General features: G+C 70.0%; 16 protein-coding genes and 1 rRNA gene. 8 read left to right on the forward strand and 9 right to left on the reverse strand.

Annotated features, from left to right (window positions below):
- The first annotated feature begins 254 nt into the window (after positions 1-254).
- Positions 255-944, forward strand: a complete 690-nt coding sequence (locus tag AQJ46_RS39435; RefSeq protein WP_059210134.1) for an Rv3235 family protein — start codon at positions 255-257, stop codon at positions 942-944.
- Positions 945-1,081: 137 nt separating this feature from the next.
- On the opposite strand, the gene secA is transcribed toward AQJ46_RS39435, so the two are convergent.
- Positions 1,082-3,922, reverse strand: a complete 2,841-nt coding sequence (secA, locus tag AQJ46_RS39440; protein WP_059210135.1) for a preprotein translocase subunit SecA — start codon at positions 3,920-3,922, stop codon at positions 1,082-1,084.
- A 271-nt stretch (positions 3,923-4,193) separates the two neighbouring features.
- Here secA and AQJ46_RS39445 point away from each other — a divergent pair, with 271 nt between their 5' ends.
- Positions 4,194-4,766 (forward strand): GNAT family N-acetyltransferase, encoded by a 573-nt coding sequence (locus AQJ46_RS39445; RefSeq protein WP_059210136.1) that lies wholly within the window; start codon positions 4,194-4,196, stop codon positions 4,764-4,766.
- 50 nt (positions 4,767-4,816) lie between these two features.
- Positions 4,817-6,001: a winged helix-turn-helix domain-containing protein gene (locus AQJ46_RS39450; protein ID WP_059210137.1), complete on the forward strand. Its 1,185-nt coding sequence runs from the start codon at positions 4,817-4,819 to the stop codon at positions 5,999-6,001.
- Positions 6,002-6,013: 12 nt separating this feature from the next.
- On the opposite strand, the gene AQJ46_RS39455 is transcribed toward AQJ46_RS39450, so the two are convergent.
- The 7 genes from AQJ46_RS39455 to mtnA form a co-directional block, all read right to left on the reverse strand.
- The gene (locus AQJ46_RS39455) at positions 6,014-6,760 is read right to left on the reverse strand and encodes a response regulator (RefSeq protein ID WP_059210138.1); all 747 of its coding nucleotides are present in this window, start codon (positions 6,758-6,760) and stop codon (positions 6,014-6,016) included.
- 202 nt (positions 6,761-6,962) lie between these two features.
- Positions 6,963-7,655, reverse strand: coding sequence for a ribosome hibernation-promoting factor, HPF/YfiA family (gene hpf, locus AQJ46_RS39460; RefSeq protein ID WP_057610773.1), 693 nt, complete (start codon positions 7,653-7,655; stop codon positions 6,963-6,965).
- Between the two features lie 312 nt (positions 7,656-7,967).
- Positions 7,968-9,083 (reverse strand): ComF family protein, encoded by a 1,116-nt coding sequence (locus AQJ46_RS52960; RefSeq protein ID WP_059210161.1) that lies wholly within the window; start codon positions 9,081-9,083, stop codon positions 7,968-7,970.
- A gap of 295 nt (positions 9,084-9,378) precedes the next feature.
- Positions 9,379-11,223: an LpqB family beta-propeller domain-containing protein gene (locus AQJ46_RS39470; protein ID WP_059210139.1), complete on the reverse strand. Its 1,845-nt coding sequence runs from the start codon at positions 11,221-11,223 to the stop codon at positions 9,379-9,381.
- A complete protein-coding gene (gene mtrB / locus AQJ46_RS39475; protein WP_059210140.1) occupies positions 11,213-13,279 on the reverse strand; it encodes an MtrAB system histidine kinase MtrB in 2,067 nt (688 codons plus the stop codon). Before mtrB ends, AQJ46_RS39470 begins: the two co-directional genes overlap by 11 nt.
- Before the next feature lies 1 nt (position 13,280).
- A complete protein-coding gene (mtrA, locus tag AQJ46_RS39480; RefSeq protein WP_009333493.1) occupies positions 13,281-13,958 on the reverse strand; it encodes a two-component system response regulator MtrA in 678 nt (225 codons plus the stop codon).
- A 158-nt stretch (positions 13,959-14,116) separates the two neighbouring features.
- On the reverse strand, positions 14,117-15,265 hold the full coding sequence (mtnA, locus tag AQJ46_RS39485) for an S-methyl-5-thioribose-1-phosphate isomerase (protein WP_059210141.1): 1,149 nt from the start codon (positions 15,263-15,265) through the stop codon (positions 14,117-14,119).
- 140 nt (positions 15,266-15,405) lie between these two features.
- Here mtnA and AQJ46_RS39490 point away from each other — a divergent pair, with 140 nt between their 5' ends.
- The 5 genes from AQJ46_RS39490 to AQJ46_RS39510 are packed head-to-tail and all read left to right on the forward strand — an operon-like array spanning position 15,406 to position 20,965.
- Positions 15,406-16,719 carry a glycerophosphoryl diester phosphodiesterase membrane domain-containing protein gene (locus AQJ46_RS39490; RefSeq protein WP_059210142.1) on the forward strand — a complete coding sequence of 438 codons (1,314 nt, stop codon included), beginning with the start codon at positions 15,406-15,408 and terminating at the stop codon, positions 16,717-16,719.
- A 31-nt stretch (positions 16,720-16,750) separates the two neighbouring features.
- On the forward strand, positions 16,751-17,467 hold the full coding sequence (locus AQJ46_RS39495) for a DUF4129 domain-containing protein (RefSeq protein WP_059210162.1): 717 nt from the start codon (positions 16,751-16,753) through the stop codon (positions 17,465-17,467).
- A complete protein-coding gene (locus tag AQJ46_RS39500; RefSeq protein WP_059210143.1) occupies positions 17,464-18,666 on the forward strand; it encodes a DUF4350 domain-containing protein in 1,203 nt (400 codons plus the stop codon). The genes AQJ46_RS39495 and AQJ46_RS39500 overlap by 4 nt, the downstream gene beginning before the upstream one ends.
- Positions 18,666-19,655, forward strand: a complete 990-nt coding sequence (locus AQJ46_RS39505) for an AAA family ATPase (RefSeq protein ID WP_107117409.1) — start codon at positions 18,666-18,668, stop codon at positions 19,653-19,655. The genes AQJ46_RS39500 and AQJ46_RS39505 overlap by 1 nt, the downstream gene beginning before the upstream one ends.
- A complete protein-coding gene (locus AQJ46_RS39510; RefSeq protein WP_059210145.1) occupies positions 19,655-20,965 on the forward strand; it encodes a DUF58 domain-containing protein in 1,311 nt (436 codons plus the stop codon). Before AQJ46_RS39505 ends, AQJ46_RS39510 begins: the two co-directional genes overlap by 1 nt.
- Positions 20,966-21,068: 103 nt before the next feature.
- Here the strand turns inward: AQJ46_RS39510 and rrf are convergent.
- Positions 21,069-21,185 (reverse strand): 5S ribosomal RNA (rrf, locus tag AQJ46_RS39515).
- Positions 21,186-21,215: the final 30 nt, after the last annotated feature.

A 21,215-nucleotide genomic window follows, 5' to 3' on the forward strand; every position in this document is an offset into this window, starting at 1 on the left:
CTTCAGGATACGTGCGGGCGTCCCCTTTCGAGTCCCTGCCCACCCCTCGGCGGGCGTCCACCCCGGTCCCGGAATTCACTCGCCCCGCCCCCGGCGTCACGGGGTTCAGCCCTCTCCGATCACCCTGATAGGTGAACATTCCGGCGCCCCGACGCGGCCGGTCGCTTCCTTGCCGCCGTGGTCCACGGCCCCGTACAAGATCCCCAACGAAAGTTACCGCCCGGTACTTCCCGGGCTCGCAGAACGGGGATCCCATGAACAAGGTCATGACCAGGGCTCAGCACCACCCCGGCATCCGCCCGCCGGCTCGCCGCGACTCCCGCCGCCCGGGCGGCACGCCACCCCGCGCGCCCGGCGGCAGCGCGCCGCGCACGGCCCCGGGCGACGGCCGCCCGCCGGGCTCCCCCGGCAGCGGCTCCCGCGCCCGTACGCGCCCCGCGGACACCCGCCCGCAAGGCATCCCGGGTCCGAACGACACGACCACCACGGCCGGCTCTACGTCCTCCGCCCGCGTCGCGGCAGCCTTCGCCGACGGTCGCCCCGCAGCCCCCGCAACCGCCCCCGTCGTCCCGCCCCAGACCCCGCGCCGCCCGCTGGTCCCCCAGCCCCGCCCCACCGACCTCTTCGCAGATCTCCTCCTCGCCGTCCTCAGCGGTCAGCGCCCCGTCCACTCGATGCTCCGGCACACCGCGGGCCGCGCCTACGACGATCTGGCCCGGCTCGCCGAACGCGGTCCTCTGCGTACCCGCGGCACCCGCCCGGTCGTCCGGGACATCGGCTACTACGTCCCCCGGCCGGGCGCCGTGGAGGCGTTCGCCCGGATCGGTGCCGGCGACCAGTTGCGTGCCATGGCCTTCCGCCTGGAACAGGGTCAGGACCTCCGCTGGCGCTGCACGGCGGTCGAACTGGGCGGCTCCCGGGCTCCTCGTCCGGACGACGACTGACAGGCCCGGAGAAGCCCGCCGGTCTGTCACACGCCGAAGGGCCGGCCACCCCGAGGTGACCGGCCCTTCCCGTGCCACGGCGCCGCAGCCACCGTCACATCGATCCGCTACGGCGCCCATCGCACCGTAGGCAGTACCTACTTCTTGCGCCGCCCCCGACCACGGGACTGCTTGCGCCGCTCCGCGCGCGTGAGGCCGTCCGCCTCGGAGCGCACGGGCTCGTCCTCGTCGGCGAACTCGCCCTCGATGACACCGCCCTCGCCGTCCACGGTCGGCGCGGAGAAGTGCAGGTCCCTGCGCTGCGGGGCGTCGAGCCCCTTCGCGCGGATCTCGGGACGCGAGCCTGCCTGCGCCGGAACCGCGTCCTGCTTGGCCAGGGACGGCTTCTCGTCCTCGACCGGGACCTCCTCGACCTGCTGCTCGACCTGGACCTCCAGGTTGAACAGGTAGCCGACGGACTCCTCCTTGATGCCCTCCATCATGGCGGTGAACATGTCGAAGCCCTCGCGCTGGTACTCGACCAGCGGGTCCTTCTGCGCCATCGCACGCAGGCCGATGCCCTCCTGGAGGTAGTCCATCTCGTAGAGGTGCTCGCGCCACTTGCGGTCCAGGACCGACAGCACGACCCGGCGCTCCAGCTCACGCATGATCTCGGAGCCGAGCTGCGCCTCACGTGCCTCGTACTGCTCGTGGATGTCGTCCTTGATCGACTCGGAGATGTACTCGGCGGTCAGGCCCGCGCGGTCGCCCGCCGCCTCCTCCAGCTCCTCGACGGTGATCTTCACCGGGTAGAGCTGCTTGAACGCGCCCCACAGCCGGTCGAGGTCCCAGTCCTCCGCGAAGCCCTCGGCGGTCTCCGCCGCGATGTACGCGTCGATCGTGTCGTCCATGAAGTGCACGACCTGCTCCTGCAGGTCCTCGCCCTCCAGGACGCGGCGCCGCTCGCCGTAGATGACCTCGCGCTGGCGGTTGAGGACCTCGTCGTACTTCAGGACGTTCTTACGGGTCTCGAAGTTCTGCTGCTCGACCTGCGACTGCGCGGACGCGATCGCGCGCGTGACCATCTTGTTCTCGATCGGGACGTCGTCCGGGACGTTCGCCATCGACATCACGCGCTCGACCATCTGGGCCTTGAAGAGCCGCATCAGGTCGTCGCCCAGGGACAGGTAGAAGCGGGACTCGCCGGGGTCGCCCTGTCGGCCGGAACGACCGCGCAGCTGGTTGTCGATACGGCGCGACTCGTGCCGCTCGGTACCGAGGACGTAGAGCCCGCCGAGCTCCTTGACCTCCTCGAACTCCGCCTTGACCGCCTGCTCGGCCTTCTCCAGGGCGGCGGGCAGGGCCGCGGCCCACTCCTCGATGTGCTCCTCGGGGTCGAGGCCGCGCTGGCGCAGCTCCGCCTCGGCGAGGTCCTCGGGGTTGCCGCCGAGCTTGATGTCGGTACCACGGCCGGCCATGTTGGTGGCGACGGTGACGGCGCCCTTGCGGCCGGCCTGGGCGACGATCGTCGCCTCACGGTCGTGCTGCTTGGCGTTCAGCACTTCGTGCTGGACGCCGCGCTTGCTGAGCTGCTGCGAGAGGTACTCGGACTTCTCGACCGACGTCGTACCGACGAGGATCGGCTGGCCCTTCTCGTGCTTCTCGACGATGTCGTCGACGACCGCCTCGAACTTGGCGACCTCGGTGCGGTAGATCAGGTCCGACTGGTCCTTGCGGACCATGGGCCGGTTGGTCGGGATCGGGACGACACCGAGCTTGTAGATCTGGTGGAACTCGGCGGCCTCGGTCATCGCCGTACCGGTCATGCCGCAGAGGCCCGGCTGTTCCTTGCCGTTGTGGTCGTGGCGCTTGTAGAGGCGGAAGAAGTTCTGGAGGGTGATCGTGGCAAGGGTCTGGTTCTCGTCCTTGATGTCCACCCCTTCCTTCGCCTCGATCGCCTGGTGCATGCCCTCGTTGTAGCGGCGGCCGGCGAGGATACGGCCGGTGTGCTCGTCGACGATCATGACTTCGCCGTCCATGACGACGTAGTCCTTGTCCTTCTTGAAGAGCTCCTTCGCCTTGATGGCGTTGTTCAGGTAGCCCACCAGAGGGGTGTTGACCGACTCGTAGAGGTTGTCGATGCCCAGCCAGTCCTCGACCTTGCTGACACCGGACTCGTGGATGGCGACCGTTCGCTTCTTCTCGTCGACCTCGTAGTCGCCGGTCTCCTCGATGCCCTTGAGCGGGTTTCCGGCCTCGCCCTTCTTCAGGCGGGTGACCAGCTTGGCGAAGTCGCCGTACCACTTGGTGGCCTGGTCGGCCGGGCCGGAGATGATCAGCGGCGTACGGGCCTCGTCGACGAGGATGGAGTCGACCTCGTCGACGATGGCGAAGTTGTGGCCGCGCTGGACGAGTTCGTCCTGGGACCACGCCATGTTGTCGCGCAGGTAGTCGAAGCCGAACTCGTTGTTCGTGCCGTACGTGATGTCGCACGCGTACTGCTCGCGGCGCTGGGCCGGCGTCATGTTGGCGAGGATGCAACCGACCTCGAGGCCCAGGAACTTGTGGACGCGGCCCATCATCTCGGAGTCGCGCTCGGCCAGGTAGTCGTTGACCGTGATCAGGTGCACGCCCTTGCCCGACAGCGCGTTCAGATACGCCGGCAGCGTGCCGACGAGGGTCTTGCCCTCACCGGTCTTCATCTCGGCCACGTATCCGAGGTGGAGGGCGGCGCCGCCCATGATCTGCACGTCGTAGTGACGCTGGCCGAGCGCACGCTTGGCACCCTCGCGCACGGTGGCGAAGGCCTCGGGCAGCAGGTCGTCCAGACTCTCACCGTCGGCGTACCGCTGCTTGTACTCATCGGTGAGGGCCCGCAGCTCGGCGTCGGAGAGGTCGACGAAGTCCTCTTCGATGGAGTTGACCTGGTCCGCGATGCGGTGCAGCTTGCGCAGGATCTTGCCTTCGCCTGCACGCATGATCTTCGAGAGGACGGACACGGGGGTTGGTCTCCTTGCCGGTCGGGCCTGGGACGGTCGGTTTCCATTTGACTTACTGAGCAACGGCCATCGTATGCGAGGACCCCGCCGCGCCGGGAGGCCTGCCGGGTACGCCGACTGTCAGCTCCTTCAAATCTGTTTCAAAGGGAACAACGGACGGGGAACACCGATGGTGCCGCGCCCCGCCCACGAATTGCGTGAATTGTGATCGCGCGCTCACTCACAGCTAAACCGATGGCGTCTTCACCGAACACCTGAGCAGAATCAGCTGATGGAACCCGTCACGCTGACCACGGCCCGTCTCCTGCTGCGCACGCCCGCCCCGCGGGACACCGAGAGCGTCCTCGCGGCCGTGCAGGATCCCGACATCCTGCGCTGGACCACGATCCCCTCGCCGTACCTGCCCGAGCACGCCCAGGGTTTCACGGAGCAGCTGGTCCCGGAAGGCTGGGCGAACGGCACGATGTTCACCTGGGGCCTCTTCCTTCCCGAAGGAGAGGAGCTGGTGGGCATGCTCAGCCTCACCAAGCGCTCCGCGGGCACGGCCGAGATCGGTTACTGGAGCACCAAGGAACAGCGCGGCAACGGCTACGTCACCGAGGCCGTCGAGGCCGCCGCCCGCTGGGCCTTCGGCGAGTGGTCGATCGACCGCGTCGAATGGCGGGCGGAGGTCGGCAACCACGCCTCGCGCGCGGTGGCGGAGCGCGTCGGCTTCACCATCGAGGGCGTACTGCGTTCCTCGCTCGTCCACCAGGGCGTACGCCGGGACTGCTGGGTGGGCGCGTTGCTGCCCTCGGACCTGGGCCTGCCGTCGACGGCGCAGTATCTTCCCGCCTCTCAGTAGATCCGCAGGTCATCTCGCATTGTCAGTGCCGGGCCCTATCGTTCGGATGCATGACGACCCCGCCTCCCGCCACCGACCTCTCGGCCGACGAGGCCCGCCGCATCGTGCTGCGCGCCCAGGGCTTCCTCGGCACCCCCGACCGCCGGGCCGGAGTCCGCGGCGTCCTCCGTCACCTCGGGGCGGTCCAACTCGACACCATCTCGGTACTCGCCCGCTCCCACGAACTGATCCCGTACGCCCGACTCGGCGCGGTGGGCCGCAAGAAGGTGGAGAACGCCTACTGGACTGACCGGCACGCTTTTGAGTACTGGTCGCACGCGGCGTGCATCCTCCCCATCGAGGAATGGCCCCACTTCGCCTTCCGCCGCCGCGCCTACCGCAGCCGCCCGCACTGGAACCACCAGCTGCCGGACGGCACCTACGACCAGGTCATCAAGCAGCTCCGCACCGAAGGGCCCCTCACCGCCACGGAGTTGGGCGGCGCGAAGAAGACCAGCGAGTGGTGGGACTGGTCGGGCACCAAGGTCGCCGTCGAGCGCGCCCTGATGTACGGCGAGGTGGTCTGCGTGGAGCGCCGTGGCTGGAAGCGTGTGTACGACCTCGCCGAGCGCGCCGTCCCCGCCGATCTGCTCCACGACGAGCTGGACGACACCGAATGCCTGCGCCGCCTGGTCCGACTCGCGGGCCAGTCCCTGGGGGTCGGCACCCGCGCGGACATCGCCGACTACCACCGCCTCAAGGGCGAACAGGTCGACGCGGTGATCGCCGACTCCGGCCTGGTGCCGGTCACGGTCGAGGGCTGGGGCAAGCCTGCCTGGGCCGACCCCGCGGCCCTGGAGACACCCCCGCGCGGCCGCCACCGCACCACCCTGCTGTCCCCGTTCGACTCCCTGATCTGGGAACGCGCGCGCACGGAGCGGATCTTCGGCTTCACCCACCGACTGGAGGCCTACGTTCCCAAGCCCAAGCGGGTCTACGGCTATTTCGCGATGCCGGTGCTGGCCGGTGGCCGTCTCGTGGGTCGCGTGGACCCGGCTCGGGAGGGGAGCACGCTGGTGGCCAGGCAGGTCACGCTGGACGGCCCGAAGGCGGTCCCGGCGGTGGCCCAGGCCCTGGTCGAGGCGGCAACCTGGGTGGACTGCACGGACATCCGGGTCGAGCGGGTGGACGCGCCGGACCTGCGCGAGCCCCTCGCCAAGGAGGTCACCGGAGCGCTGACGACGGCCCTGCGCTGACCGGGAGCCGAATCAGCGGATCTCGAGGATCTTCTCCCGCATCGCGTAGACCACCGCTTCCATCCTGGAGTGCAGCTGCAGCTTCTCCAGGATGTTGCGCACATGGTTCTTCACGGTGTTCTCGGAGATGAACAACTCCTTCGCGATATCGCGGTTGTTCATCCCGGTGGCGACGAGCTTGAGGACCTCCAGCTCACGGTCCGTCAGCCGCGGGGCGGGGACGAGACGCCGCTCGTCCGTCCGCTGGATCATCGACTTGAACTCGGTGAGCAGTTTCGACGCCATGGAGGGGCTGATCTGCGACTGTCCGTCGGCCACCGCGCGAATGGCGGTCGCCACCTCGTCCGTGGAGATCTCCTTGAGGAGATATCCGGTCGCGCCGGCCTTGATCGCGTCGTAGAGGTCGGCTTCCTCGTCGCTGATCGTCAACATGATGATCTTGGCGCTGGGTGCCACTTCCTTGATGGAGGTGCAGGCCTCGATCCCGCCCCGCTTGGGCATCCGCACGTCCATCAGAACGATGTCCGGCAGCAGGTCGGCGGCCTTGTCGACGGCCTCCGCGCCGTCGCCCGCCTCCCCCACGACCTGGATGTCCTCCTCGGCCGCGAGCACAATCTCCAGTCCGCGCCGGAAGAGGGCATGGTCGTCCACGACGAGGACCCGGATCGGCTCCTTGCGTGGAGAGCCCGCGTCCGTGCCCATGCTGACGACGCCGTCGCCGGCGTCTTCGCCGTGCAGCGGTCCGAAGCTGTCCGCCATCGTTCCTCCCCCTGAAGGCTGTGGCTGGTCCTGTGCCATCGCCAACCCAAGGCAACGACCCACCGGTTGGGCCGATGTGGCCATGATTTCATGCCCGGACGACAGTGAGGTGACAGAGCGGGACGCGAAATGGTCGCACGCGGGTGCCCCTGGGGGCGCACAAGCGCTCCAGGGGCACCGGCTCAGCTGTCATCCGGGAGGGTCAGCCACCCATCGTGTCTCCGGCCGCGGGAGAGTGCGCCCGGGCGACCATCGGGTCCGTGCTCAGGTGGATGACGCCGTAGTCGTACGCGTGCCGCCGGTAGACGACACTCGGTTCCTTGGTCTCGGAGTCGACGAACAGATAGAAGTCGTGCCCGACCAGTTCCATCTCGTAGAGCGCCTGGTCGAGGGTCATCGGGGAGGCGACGTGGGTCTTCTCGCGGACGACGAGGGGGCCTTCACCCTTGATCTCCAGCGAGCCGATCTTCTTGGTGGGCACACCGTCCGACTCTTCCTCGTGAACGGCCTGCCCGTTGCCGTTGAGCGTCGCCGCGCCCGGAACGTGGTCGGCGACCTCGGCAGCCGTGAGTCGCCGTGCGCCCCTGCGTGTGTGGCGCTTGTCGTGCTCCTTGCGCAGTCGGGCGTCCAGCTTCTCCGCCGCCAGGTCGAGTGCCGCGTACGGGTCGCTGGCTGCCGCTTCCGCCCGGATCACCGGACCGCGGGAGCGGAGCGTGATCTCCACTCGGTCACAACGGTCGGCCTGTCGGGGGTTCGGCTCCTTGGACACCTCGACGTCGAGGCTGATCACCTTGCCATCGAGCTTCTGGATCTTCTCCAGCTTCAGCTTCTCGGCCACGTGCTTGCGGAACCGCTCGGGCACCTCGGTCTTGCGGCCCTTGACGACGATGTCCACGCAGAACTCCGTTCCCGGATCGCTCCGCCTCGATGCGGAGCGTCTCCCTTTTGCACCAGGCTCCGGTGAGCCCCGGAACCTCGGACTCGGTGACTTCCACCTCCTCCCCCGCGAGCAAGATCCCCATTCCACCGTCGCGGATGATGGTGGAAATCCCGCGGGCACGGCATTCGGATTTGCGAGGGGTGGCCTGCGCCTTTCTCTCACAACCGAACATATCTCGCCTGGACGGATGTCGTCACCCTCTACTGCGGCGTACCTCCGTTCAGGTGAATTTACCCTCTCGTAACCTGCAACGATGCAACTACGCAGTCAGTTCCGGTTTATTTCGAAGGAATCCGGTGGGGCCGCGACCACAGCTGCGCAGATCACGTCACGGACGCCACCGACGCCCGCCGCTGTCACCGAGCAGCGCTCCCGGTCCGTGTCCTCCTCCGTCACTGTGACCAACCGTTCCCCCATGCTTTCCCGAGTTGCGGCGGTGTACACGACGCCCGTCCCTTCACCGTCGCATCCGGCCACCTCCCGTCCACCCCGCTCCTGGACACGCTGTCTGCGCCCTCCTGCCCCCCGTTGCCGTTGATCACGGTGTCCGGCCCTCATCTGTTCACCGCGGTTGCCGGTGTTCTCCCGAGCCCGCGCCTCCCGAACGGCCCGCGCCGCCTCGGTGAGGGACGCGCCTGTCGTCATCAGGTCGTCGACCAGCACGACCAGTCCTTCGGCCAGCAGCCGTCCGCCGCCGGGAACCACGGTCAGCGCGCCCGCGAGGTTGTCCAGCCGCTGCCGGGAGTTGAGCCCCGACTGGTCGGCCACCCGCCGCCGCTGCCGCAGTACGGCCACCACCCGCGCCGGCGTCCCCGCCCGCCGCAGCTCCCCCGCCGCCGCGAGCGCGATCCGCCGCGCCGGATCATGCCCCCGGGCCCTAACCGCCCACCGCGCGGACGGCACAGGAACGAGCAGCACCGGCACACCGGGCCCATCCCCCCTCCACCGGCCCACGTCGACTCCCACCGTCACCCGACCGGGAGACGCACTCCTCACCCCTCCACTGGACCCAACCGAAGCCCCATAGCCCCCTTCCCAGGCCCCCCGAGACCACGCCGGCCCAGCTTCCCAACCCCCCGGTCCACACACCTCCCGCACCGCCGCCCGCACCGCCCCCGCCAGAGCCGTTCCGAGCGGCTCAGCGAGGCCCAACACGCCCCGCTCCTTGTGGGCCAGCAACACCGCCCTTACCGAGTCCGCATACCGAGCCGCCGCGTGCACGACCGGCAGTCCGCGTGGCTCCGGCTCCGGTCGCACCCGGCTCGGTGCGGCCCCGTCCAGGGCGGCACGGCACTCCGGACAGAGCACCGTGCGAGGTCTCCCACAACCTCCGCACTCGGCCGGCAGCACCAGATCGGTCAGGTCCCGCCACCACCCCCGCATGCCCACCACTGTGCCAACGCCGAACCCGACCGGCCACCCCTGTGGATAACTCCCTGTGGAAAACCCCGCCACCTGATACGAACAACCGTTCTCACCGAAATCGCCGGTCTCCCAAACGGTCAATCGGCCGGCCGAACACAGCCCGCGAATCAGTCCCTCGTACAACGCATCCATACAACGAATCCAGCGCGCCCGACCAACCGCCAATCCCCACCCGCCCAGAACAAAAGCGGCCACCCCCACCAGGGCATCACCCCGGCAAAAGCGGCCGCTCCCGACAGCGCGTCCCCTCACCTCACCCCGGATAGACCGGCGCCGTCCCGTCCGCGTCCACCTTCTGCCACTGCGACCCGGAGGGCAGCCGTACGATCCCATCCTCTGAGTAGGCCACCAACGGCATCTCGTCGTCCTCCGACGCGGCGATCTCCTTCACACCCGTGAGCGCGGCCGGCGGCGGCCCCTCCGGAGTGGAGCCGTCGACCTGGACGTACCGCGTCTGCTGCACACCACCCTGCTCACGTCCGACCACCACGAGCCTGCTGTCGCCGGCCCAGGACATGGTCGTGACCTCCTCCAGATCCGGTGTGGTGGAGCGCAGTTCCCGCACCGAGACGCTCTGCGGGTCCCCGGTCCTGCCCTCCCGCTCGATGCGCCCGACGAACAGGGACTGCTTGCCGCCCTTCTCGACGACGAGCGCGATCCGCACCCCGTCGGCGGCCACCCGCAGGTCCCTGATACGCCCGTCCAGCCCGGGTGTCGCCACCTCCAGCGGCTTGCCCGCGCCCTCCTTGAACAGCAGCAGCCGCGGATCGGCGGGGTTCCGGTCGGCCACCCACAGATCGCCCTCGGTGTCCCAGCTCGGCGTGGTCAGCCGGTCCTCGGCCGTCTTGCCGTTGCTGACCAGCACCGGATCCCCGAGTGACCCGCCCGACACCAGCGAGCCGACGTACAGCGCCTTGCGGTCCATGCCGACACCGGCAGCCGTGTGCTCGTCACGCGAGACGGCCACCGACCGCAGGTCCTTGTCGCCGTCGCCCAGCGCTCCGGGCACCGGCACCGGCTCGGCCTTCGTACCGCCGGCATCCGCTTCGGCCGATATCCGCACCAGCCGGTGCCGGCCGTCCACGAAGTACAGGTACGCGGGATTCTCGACCGAACCGCGGGTGGCGGCGCCGTTGGCCTCGTTCTCCTTCACGGAACACAACTGCTTGCCGCCCGCCTGCAGTTCCACCGTGTCCACCGCGGGGGTGAGGTTCTGCACGGTGAACAGCAGCTGGGTCGCCATCGCTTCGCACTGGTCCGAACCGACGTGCCCGGCCTTGGCGTTGAGCGGCACCGTCAACATGTTCTGGTCGTCGGGAGTCAGCGAGGATACGCCGTCCTTCAGCGCGGTACCCGTCGGGAAGCGCGTCCTGACGACAGGGTCGAGCCAGCTCGTCGGCCCGCTCAGCAGGGATCGCACCAACTGCGTCATGGGGTCCACGCGTTCGCGCACATACACGGGATCGGCGACCGCCACGGTCTGCGGAGCCGTCGCCGCCCGCGTGTTCGAGGCGAAGTAGTACTTGTTGACGGACACGTAGTTGCGCTGGAAGTCCGACTTCCCCATGACGACACCCGGCGGAGGGCTGTCGATCCGCCACTGCTTGGTCTTCTTGTCGTGCACGAGGTGCACGGTCTCCCGGTACTCACCGGAAGCCGGCGCGTAAGACTGCTGCGCGTCGACCACGGCCACCTTGGTGCCAGTCAGCGTGAAGGACGTGTCGTTGCCCTGCGCCCGGCCCACGGGAGGCACGACGTCGGCTCCGGGCCCGTCGTCGAGCACCGTGGTGGACAGCCCCGGCTGCCACTGCTTCGCCGCACCCCGGGTCAGGTATTTGCGGGCCGTCTCGTAGTCCGGGTCGTCGCTGGTCAGCGCCTCCAGAAAGCCCTGCACGATGTCCAGGGGCTCGGCGTCCTCCTGTGGCGGCATCGCGTAGACCCGCACCTGGGTGTCCTGCCGCGGGGTGGCGTCGACCCCGCGCAGATCCCCGCTGTCCGGCATGGAGGCACATCCCGCCAGCAGTACGACGCCACAGGCGGCGTATGCCACCGCCCGCCCCGGCATACGCCGGCCGCCACCCTCGCGGTCAGCGTCCACGGAATGCCTCCCCCTGCTGTTCGTACGACTCCCGCGACCCTGCGTCCGGGCGGCTCACGGTCTCACCGGGCCTGTCCCCGGCGGACGTGCTGTCCGGCCGTGGCGCACCGGACGTCGGCCGGGGCACCACGCGCGCGCCGTTGCCGGGCAGCGCCGTCGGATCGGCCGTGGGTGTCACGGAGGCCGACCTGGGCGCTATCGGGTCCCGCGACGTCACCTGGTCACCCGTCGGCTGAACCGGCACGGTGGCCGCCTTGTCGCCGCCCCCACGCGGCAGACCGGCGTCATTGAGTCCACGATTGCGGCGCGAGTCCTTGGGCTCCAGGGGTATCGGCGAGCCCCGCAGCGGCTCGTCGGCCGTCCTCGGCAACGTCAGCCGGAACTGCGAACCGCCGCCCGGCTCGCCCCACGCCTGCAGCCAGCCGCCGTGCAGCCGCGCGTCCTCCAGAGCGATGGACAGCCCCAGTCCCGTACCGCCGGTGGTACGCGCGCGTGCCGGGTCGGCCCGCCAGAAACGACTGAACACACGCGTGGCCTCGCCGGGCTTGAGCCCCACGCCGTAGTCGCGCACCGCGATCGCCACCGCCCCGCCCGCCGAAGCCAGCTTGACCACGACGTCCTTGCCCTCACCGTGCTCGACGGCGTTGACGACGAGATTGCGCAGCACCCGCTCCACGCGCCGGGCGTCGGCCTCGGCGACGACGGGCTGCTGGTCGCCCACGACCCGGACGGTGGTGCCCTTGCGCTCGGCGAGTGGCGCGGCCCCGCCGACCACGCGCCGTACGACCTCCCTGAGGTCTATCGGCTCCGCCTCCAGCGCCGCCGCGCCCGCATCGAAGCGGCTGATCTCCAGCAGGTCCGCGAGCAGCGTCTCGAACCGGTCCAGCTGGTCGGCGAGCAGCTCCGCCGACCGCGCGGTCATCGGATCGAAGTCCTCGCGCGCGTCATGGATGACGTCGGCAGCCATCCGTACGGTCGTCAGCGGCGTCCGCAGCTCGTGCGACACATCCGACACGAACCGCCGCTGCATCCGCGACAGGTCCTCCAGCTGCTGGATCTTCAGCTGAAGATTCTGCGCCATCTTGTTGAAGGCCTCACCGAGCCGCGCGATGTCGTCCTCACCGGTGACCTTCATCCGCTCCTGGAGCCGCCCGGCGGACAGCCGCTCCGCGATCCCGGCGGCCATCCGCACCGGAGTGACGACCTGCCGCACCACCAGCCAGGCGATCGCGCCGAGGAGTACGACGACGAAGAGCCCGGCGGTCGCCAGGGTGCCCTTCACCAGGCTGAGCGACTTCTCCTCCTGAGTGAGCGGGAAGAGGTAGTACAGCTGGTACGGGTCGCCGTTGGGGTCGTTGACCTGCTTGCCGATGACCAGGGCCGGCTGGGGATCCTGGTAGGGGTCGTAAACGATGCGGGTGTAGCTCTGGGCGGCCGTGGTGCTCTCGTCGATCTTCTCGCGCAGAGCCTCGGGGACGCTGGCCGTCGGGTCGACGTCGCCCGAGGCACGCGGTCCGCGCCCGCTCCCGCTGTCGCCGCCCACGGGCAGGGTCACCACGTCGAAGGCGCCCTGACCGCCACTGGAGAGCGAGTAGACGAGGTTGCTCATCCACTCGATGACGAACTGGTCGGACTGACCCTCCGCCGGGGCCGCTTCGTCGGTCCCGGCACCGGCCTCGTCCGCCTTCTGCTTGGCCACCGCGAACCCTCCGGTGGCCTGGCTCTGCGACGCCTTGACCTTGGCGTCGAGGAGCCCGTTGCGCACCTGCCCGATGACGACGAAGCCCAGCAGAAGCACCACACCGAGCGACATCAGCAGGGTCGTGGCGACGACCTTGAGCTGGATGTTGCGCCGCCACAGCCGCATGACGGGCAGCAGCGGCCGACGCACCCAGCGCATGAAGAGCCTGAGGACCGGGCTGCCCTGGACTCCACCCTGAAGCAGCCCGCCCTCAAGGAAACGTCCCCAGCGGGAACCCGCCGACTTCCGCCCGACAGGCCGCCCCGCTCCCGCCCCGGTCCGTCCCGGCGACGAAGCAGCACTGTCTCCGGACATGTCAGCTGGGCCCTGCCTTGTAACCCACACCACGGACGGTCACCACGATCTCCGGCCGCTCCGGGTCCTTCTCGACCTTGGAGCGCAGCCGCTGCACATGCACATTGACGAGCCGGGTGTCGGCGGCGTGCCGGTAGCCCCACACCTGCTCGAGGAGCACCTCACGCGTGAACACCTGCCACGGCTTGCGCGCGAGCGCGACCAGCAGGTCGAACTCCAGCGGCGTCAACGCGATCGACTGTCCGTCCCGCTTCACGGAGTGCCCGGCCACGTCGATGACCAGGTCACCGATGGCGAGCTGCTCGGGAGCCGGCTCCTCCGACCTCCGAAGCCGTGCCCGGATCCGGGCCACGAGCTCCTTCGGCTTGAACGGCTTCACGATGTAGTCGTCGGCACCGGACTCCAGGCCCACGACCACATCGACGGTGTCGCTCTTCGCCGTGAGCATCACGATCGGCACGCCGGACTCCGCCCTGATCAGGCGGCACACCTCGATGCCGTCCCGCCCCGGCAGCATCAGATCCAGCAGCACCAGATCCGGCTTGGCCTCACGGAACGCGGCCAGCGCCTTGTCACCGTCGGCTACGAAAGACGGCTCAAAACCTTCACCACGCAGCACAATGCCCAGCATCTCGGCAAGTGCGGTGTCGTCGTCGACGACAAGGACTCGTCCCTTCATAAAGACATCATCCCATTCTCATAACAGTGGTGAAGGCAGTGGTGAGACAGCTCACCGACCAGTGACCTTAGTCGTACTGGACCGTCACTGTCTGCCTCGGCCGCCCCGGCGAGGGTCCGCCGTGGATTCAGGCGGAATACGTGGCCACCGCATCCGGATCAGCTGATCGTCACCTCCCGGGACCTCGCACACAGCTCGGCAAGCGCCTCGGCCGTCACCGGCGACACCACGCCCTCCTCCGTGACGATCGCCGTCACCAACTCGGGCGGCGTCACATCGAAGGCCGGGTTGTACGCCTGGGTCCCCAGCGGCGCCACCGGAATCCCACCGCCCGCCTCGCCTCCCGCCACCGGGACCTGGGGCGCCGCGATCTCGGTCACCTCGTGCCCGGGCCGCTGCTCCACCTCGATCGACGCCCCGTCCGGCGTGTCCAGGTCGACCGTGGTCACCGGCGCCACCACGATGAACGGCACATGGTGGTACCGCGCGAGCACCGCGAGCGGATAGCTGCCCACCTTGTTCGCCACCGACCCGTCGGCCGCGATCCGGTCGGCCCCGATCAGCACCGCGTCCACCTCCCCGGCCGCGAACAGCGAGCCCGCCGCGTTGTCGGTCAGCAAGGTGTACGCCATCCCGCTGCGCGCCGCCTCGTACGCCGTCAGCCGGGCACCCTGGAGCAGCGGACGTGTCTCGTCCACCCACAGCCGCCGCAGCCGCCCCGCCCGGTGAGCCGCGAGCGCCACCGCGAACGCCGTCCCCTCGCCGCCCGACACCAGCGAACCGGTGTTGCAGTGCGTCAGGATCCGGTGCCCGCCTCCCGGCAGCAGTTCGTCCAGCAGAGCCAGGCCACGCTCGGCCATCGCGGCACTGGCCGCCGCGTCCTCGCGGTGCAGTCCTCGCGCCGCCGCCAGCGCAGCCCCGGCGGCCAGCTCCTGGTCACCGCTCTTGGTGAGCTCGGCCCGGTACGCGGCCTCGGCTCTGCGCACCCCGACGGCGAGATTCACCGCGGTCGGACGCGCGCCCGCCAGCACGGCCGCCGCCTCGTCCACGTCGAACCCGCGCGCGGCGGCGAGCGCGACCCCGTACGCCCCCGCGATGCCGAGCAACGGCGCCCCGCGCACGGCGAGCGAACGGATCGCCTCCACCAGCGCGGACGCGTCCGTACAGACCAGTTCGACCTCCTCGGCCGGCAGTCTCGTCTGGTCGAGAAGCACCAGGACGGGGCCTTCGGGTGGCTCCTCCCAGCGGATCGCCGGTAGCTCGGTGGGTTTGCTGTCCTCGCCGGTTTGCGCGTACTGATCAGCCATGTCGTCAGTCTGCCCCTTGTGCGCCGGAGTATTGAAGGTGCGCAGCCCATACCGCGGCTGGTCCGTCGCAGACCACCCCATGGCACGATGGCTGCCAACCTGCCGCCGCGACCGCGGACGGGCACCGTGAAGGAGCGACGATGAACGACACTCCGGGCTGGGCCTCGCCCGGATCCGCCCCGCCCGACGGGCACAAGCCCGGCACGTCCGATCCCGCCGACCGGCCCGAGACTGCGAACCCCGCGCAAGAGCCGCAGGACAGCCCGCAGGACGCCGACTCGAAGTGGTCCCAGGAACAGCCGCCCCCCGGTCAGTGGTCCGCCCCCACAGGCCCCGCCGCTCCCGGTCAGACACCTCCGCCCCCACCGCCCGGCCCGGGCTGGGGATCCCAGCCCCCCGCCGGCCCGCCCGGAGACTACGGCCCTCCCCCGGGCTGGGGCGGTGGCTACGGCGGCTGGGGCGGCCCCCCGCCTGCGGCCAAGCCCGGCGTGATCCCCCTGCGCCCGCTCGGCGTGGGCGAGATCCTCGACGGCGCGGTCTCCACGATGCGCACCTACTGGCGCACGGTCCTCGGCATCTCGCTGACCGTCGCGGTCGTGACCGAGGTCCTCGTCATCCTGCTCCAGGGCTTCGTCCTGAACGACAGCGCAGGGACCGAGGCCCTGAACGACCCCAGCGCCAGCGCCGACGAGCTGACCCGCGCCCTGGGCGAGACCTTGCTCGGCAGCACCGTCGTCTTCCTGATCTCCCTGATCGGCACGGTCGCCGCGACCGCGCTGCTGACAACGGTCACCAGTCGGGCCGTGCTCGGCAAGCCGGTCACCACCGGTGAGGCCTGGCGCGACGCCCGCCCGCAGGTGCCCAGGCTGTTCGGCCTGATCTTCCTGTTGCTGCTCATCACCTTCGGTGTGCTTGCCGTCGGGGCGCTGCCCGGCATCCTCGTGGCCGCCGCAGGTTCGAACGGCGGCGGCATCGCCCTCGTCATCCTGGGCGTCCTCGGCGCCGGCGTCGTCGCGCTGTGGCTGATGATCCGCTTCTCCCTGGCCTCGCCCGCGCTGATGCTGGAGAAGCAGAGCATCGTGAAGTCGATGAGCCGCTCCACGAAGCTGGTCCGCGGTTCCTGGTGGCGGGTCCTCGGCATTCAGCTGCTGGCCGGGATCATCGCGAACATCGTCGCGGCGATCGTCGTCATCCCCTTCACCTTCCTCGCCGCAGCGCTCAGCGGCGAGGGTGTCGGCGGCTTCGTCAACGGCACCGGCGACCTCGGCTGGACGTTCCTCATCATCAGCGGCATCGGCTCGGTGATCGGCTCCATGATCACCTTCCCGATCACGGCGGGCGTCACCGTGCTCCTCTACATCGACCAGCGCATCCGCCGCGAGGGCCTCGACCTCGAACTGGCCCGCGCAGCAGGCGTCCAGGGCTACGGCACCGGCCCCACTCCCGGGAGCTGATGCGGTGAACCTGTCGGGGGGAGTGCTCACCATGCTGCGCGCCGACGACACATCCGTGCTGTCACTGGCACGGTCCGCCGACCAACCGCCACTGACGATCCCGCGCGACCCCGCGCGCGAGGCGGCCCGTCGCGAGCTGTCCAAGCGCATGTACCACGAGAACGACCCCAGCTGGTTCCAGCGAGCCCTCAACGCGTTCTGGGACTGGGTCGACAAGCTGTTCAACTCCGCTGCGTCCGCAACACCAGGAGGACCACTCGGCCTTGTCGTCGTCATAGCCGCCGTCCTCCTGGTCGTCGGCGCGCTGTGGTGGCGCCTGGGCTCTCCGCGCCGCGGGCCGGTCTCCTCCGCCGCCCTGTTCGACGACCGCCCACGCAGTGCCGCCGACCATCGCGCGGCCGCCGAGGCACACGCCGCGCAGGGCCACTGGAACCAGGCCGTCCAGGAACGCATGCGAGCCATCGTCCGCTCCCTGGAGGAACGCACCCTCCTCGACATCCGTCCCGGCCGCACCGCGGACGAGGCCGCCGCGGAAGCGGGCCGCGCCCTGCCCGCCCACACGGACCGGCTGCGCTCCGCGGCCCAGGACTTCGACGACGTCACGTACGGCGGCCGGGCCGCGACCGAGCAGTCGTACCACCGCATCGCCGAACTCGACCGCGACCTGGAACGCACCAAGCCGGTGCTCGCGGCCAGTGCGAGCAGCCACAGCGCGGCGCACAACGCCCGCCAGGGAGCCGCCGAATGACCACCGAGGCCACGCTCCCGTCCACCTCCGCCTCGCCCACCGCCCGCCAGGTGTGGACCCGCGCGCGAGGCATCGTGCTCGCCCTTGTGCTTCTTCTCGTCGCGGCCGTGGCAATCGCGGCGATCCGCTCCACCGAACGCCACGGCGGCCTCGACCCGCGCTCCGCCGACCCCTACGGCAGCCGCGCCGTCGCCGAACTCCTCGCCGACCGAGGCGTCGACACTCGAGTCGTCACCACCCTCGACGAAGCACGCGCAGCGGCCGGTCCCGACACGACGCTCCTGATAGCCGTGCCCGACCTCCTGACGCACCGCCAGCAGAGCCAACTGCACTCCGCGACCGCCGACTCCGACGGCCGCACCCTCCTCGTCGCCCCCGGCAGCTGGTCCGTGGAACGGCTGGCTCCCGGCGTCGTCGCGGACCCCGCCACCAGCCTCGACTCGACGCTCTCCCCCGACTGCGCCCTGCCGGCGGCCCGGCGCGCGGGCACCGCCGACACCGGCGGCATCCGCTACACCGTCACAGTCCCCGGCTACGACGAGTGCTACCCCAGCGAGCGTCTGCCCACCCTCGTGCGCGTCCCGGCGGCCACCGGGGACGGCGACACGGTCGTGCTCGGCGCCCCCGACATCCTCTACAACGACACCCTCGACGAGCAGGGCAACGCCTCGCTCGCCCTCCAACTCCTCGGCTCCCGCCCCCATCTGGTCTGGTACCTCCCCTCGCTCTCCGACCCCTCAGCCGCCGACCCGGACGAGGAAAAGGGCTTCCTCGACCTGCTCCCCTCGGGCTGGCTGTGGGGCACACTCCAGCTCTTCTTCGCGGCAGCACTCGCCGCCCTGTGGAGGGCACGCCGACTGGGCCCACTCGTGCCCGAGAAACTCCCCGTGGCGATCCGCGCCTCCGAAACCGTCGAAGGCCGCGCCCGCCTCTACCGCAAAGCCAACGCCCGCGACCGCGCGGCCACCGCTCTTCGCTCCACCACTCGCACCCGCCTCGCCCCCCTCGTGGGCGTCCCCGTCACCCAGGCGCACGCGCCCGAAGCACTGCTCCCCGCCCTGTCCGCGCATCTCCACAGAGCCGGAGACGGACAGTCCCTGCACTCTCTCCTCTTCGGCCCGCCGCCCGGCGACGACGCAGCCCTCATCTCGCTAGCCGACCAACTCGACGCCCTCGAAAGAGAGGTACGCCGTCCATGATGGACCCGACCACTGACAACGCCGGGACCACCGGGGACCCGGCCACCGCCCGGGCCTCCCTGGAAGCCCTGCGCGCCGAGATCGCCAAAGCCGTGGTCGGCCAGGACCCCGCCGTGACCGGTCTCGTCGTCGCCCTTCTCTGCCGCGGACACGTCCTACTGGAAGGAGTCCCTGGGGTCGCCAAAACGTTGCTCGTCCGCGCCCTCGCCTCCGCACTCGAACTCGACACCAAGCGAGTCCAGTTCACCCCCGACCTCATGCCGAGCGATGTGACGGGCTCCCTGGTCTACGACACCCGCTCCGCCGAGTTCTCCTTCCAGCCCGGCCCGGTCTTCACCAACCTCCTCCTCGCGGACGAGATCAACCGCACCCCGCCCAAGACCCAGTCGTCCCTCCTGGAGGCCATGGAGGAACGCCAGGTGACCGTCGACGGCACCCCGCGACTCCTCCCCGACCCGTTCCTGGTCGCCGCGACCCAGAACCCGGTGGAATACGAGGGCACCTACCCCCTCCCCGAAGCCCAGCTGGACCGTTTCCTCCTCAAACTGACGATCCCGCTCCCCTCCCGCCAGGACGAGATCGACGTCCTCACCCGCCACGCCGAGGGCTTCAACCCCCGCGATCTGCGCGCCGCCGGCGTACGCCCCGTGGCGGGCCCCGCCGACCTCGAAGCCGCACGCGCCGCAGTCGCCAAGACCACGATCTCCCCCGAGATCACCGCCTACGTCGTCGACATCTGCCGGGCCACACGCGAGTCCCCTTCCCTCACCCTGGGCGTGTCCCCGCGCGGCGCCACGGCCCTCCTGGCCACCTCGCGCGCATGGGCGTGGCTGACCGGCCGCGACTACGTGATCCCCGACGACGTGAAGGCCCTGGCCCTCCCCACCCTCCGCCACCGCGTACAACTGCGCCCGGAGGCCGAGATGGAGGGCGTGACCGCCGACTCCGTCATCAATTCGATCCTCGCCCAGGTCCCGGTCCCCCGCTGATGGCCCTCACCGGACGCGCCGCACTCCTCGCAGCCCTGGGTTCTCTCCCTGTCGGCATCTGGGAACCCAGCTGGACGGGCATGCTCGCCGTCAATGCCCCCCTGGCAGTGGCCTGCGCCTGCGACTTCGCCTTGGCTGCACCCGTACGACGACTCGGTCTGGCCCGCTCCGGTGACACTTCCGCCCGCCTGGGCGAAGCCGCCGACGTCACCCTCACGATCACCAACCCGTCCGGCCGCCCCCTCCGCGCCCACGTGCGCGACGCCTGGCCCCCCAGCAGCTGGCAGCCCGGCACGGAAGTGGAAGCCTCCCGCCACCAGCTGACCGTCCCGGCCGGCGAACGCCGACGCCTCACCACTCGCCTACGCCCCACCCGCCGCGGCGACCGCCACGCCGACCGAGTGACGATTCGCTCCTACGGCCCCCTCCGGCTCTTCTCCCGCCAGGGCACCCACAAGGCCCCCTGGACGGTCCGCGTCCTGCCCCCGTTCACCAGCCGCAAGCACCTCCCCTCGAAGCTCGCCCGCCTGCGCGAACTCGACGGCCGCACCAGCGTCCTCACCCGAGGCGAAGGCACGGAATTCGACAGCCTGCGCGAGTACGTCCCCGGCGACGACACCCGTTCCATCGACTGGCGAGCCACCGCCCGCCAGACGTCCGTCGCCGTACGCACCTGGCGCCCCGAACGCGACCGTCACATCCTCGTGGTCCTCGACACCGGCCGCACATCGGCAGGCCGCGTGGGCGACGCCCCCCGTGTTGACGCCTCCATGGACGCAGCACTGCTCCTGGCCGCCCTCGCCTCCCGCGCCGGCGATCGTGTGGACCTCCTCGCATACGACCGCCGAGTACGCGCCGTGGTCCAGGGCAGAACAGCCAAGGACCTGCTCCCCTCCCTGGTCAACGCGATGGCCCCGCTTGAACCCGAACTCGTCGAAATGAACGCTCGGGGCCTCACAGCCACAGCCCTGCGTACGGCCCCTCGCCGCTCCCTGATCGTGCTGCTCACCAGCCTCGACGCCGCACCGATCGAGGAGGGCCTGCTGCCCGTCCTCCCTCAACTCACCCAGCGGCACACAGTCCTTCTGGCCTCAGTGGCGGATCCCCATATCGCCCGCATGGCCACGTCCCGCGGAAACACCGACGCGGTCTACGAGGCCGCAGCAGCTGCCCAGGCGCAGACGGAGCGCCATCGCACGGCGGAACAACTTCGCCGCCATGGAGTGACCGTCGTCGACGCGACACCGGACGATCTGGCTCCAGCGCTGGCCGATGCCTATCTGGCATTGAAGGCGGCAGGCCGTCTGTAAACGAAAAAAAGGGGGGGCGCTAAGCGCCCCCCCCTTGAAGAAACCGAACCTGAAATGCAGAAAGGCCCACACCATAAGGCGTGGGCCTTTCTATCTAAAAATTGTTCGGCGGCGTCCTACTCTCCCACAGGGTCCCCCCTGCAGTACCATCGGCGCTGTAAGGCTTAGCTTCCGGGTTCGGAATGTAACCGGGCGTTTCCCTCACGCTATGACCACCGAAACACTATGAAGTTAGACCGGAAACACAACA

The sequence above is a fragment of the Streptomyces canus genome (assembly GCF_001514145.1).
Classification (GTDB): Bacteria; Actinomycetota; Actinomycetes; order Streptomycetales; family Streptomycetaceae; genus Streptomyces; species Streptomyces canus.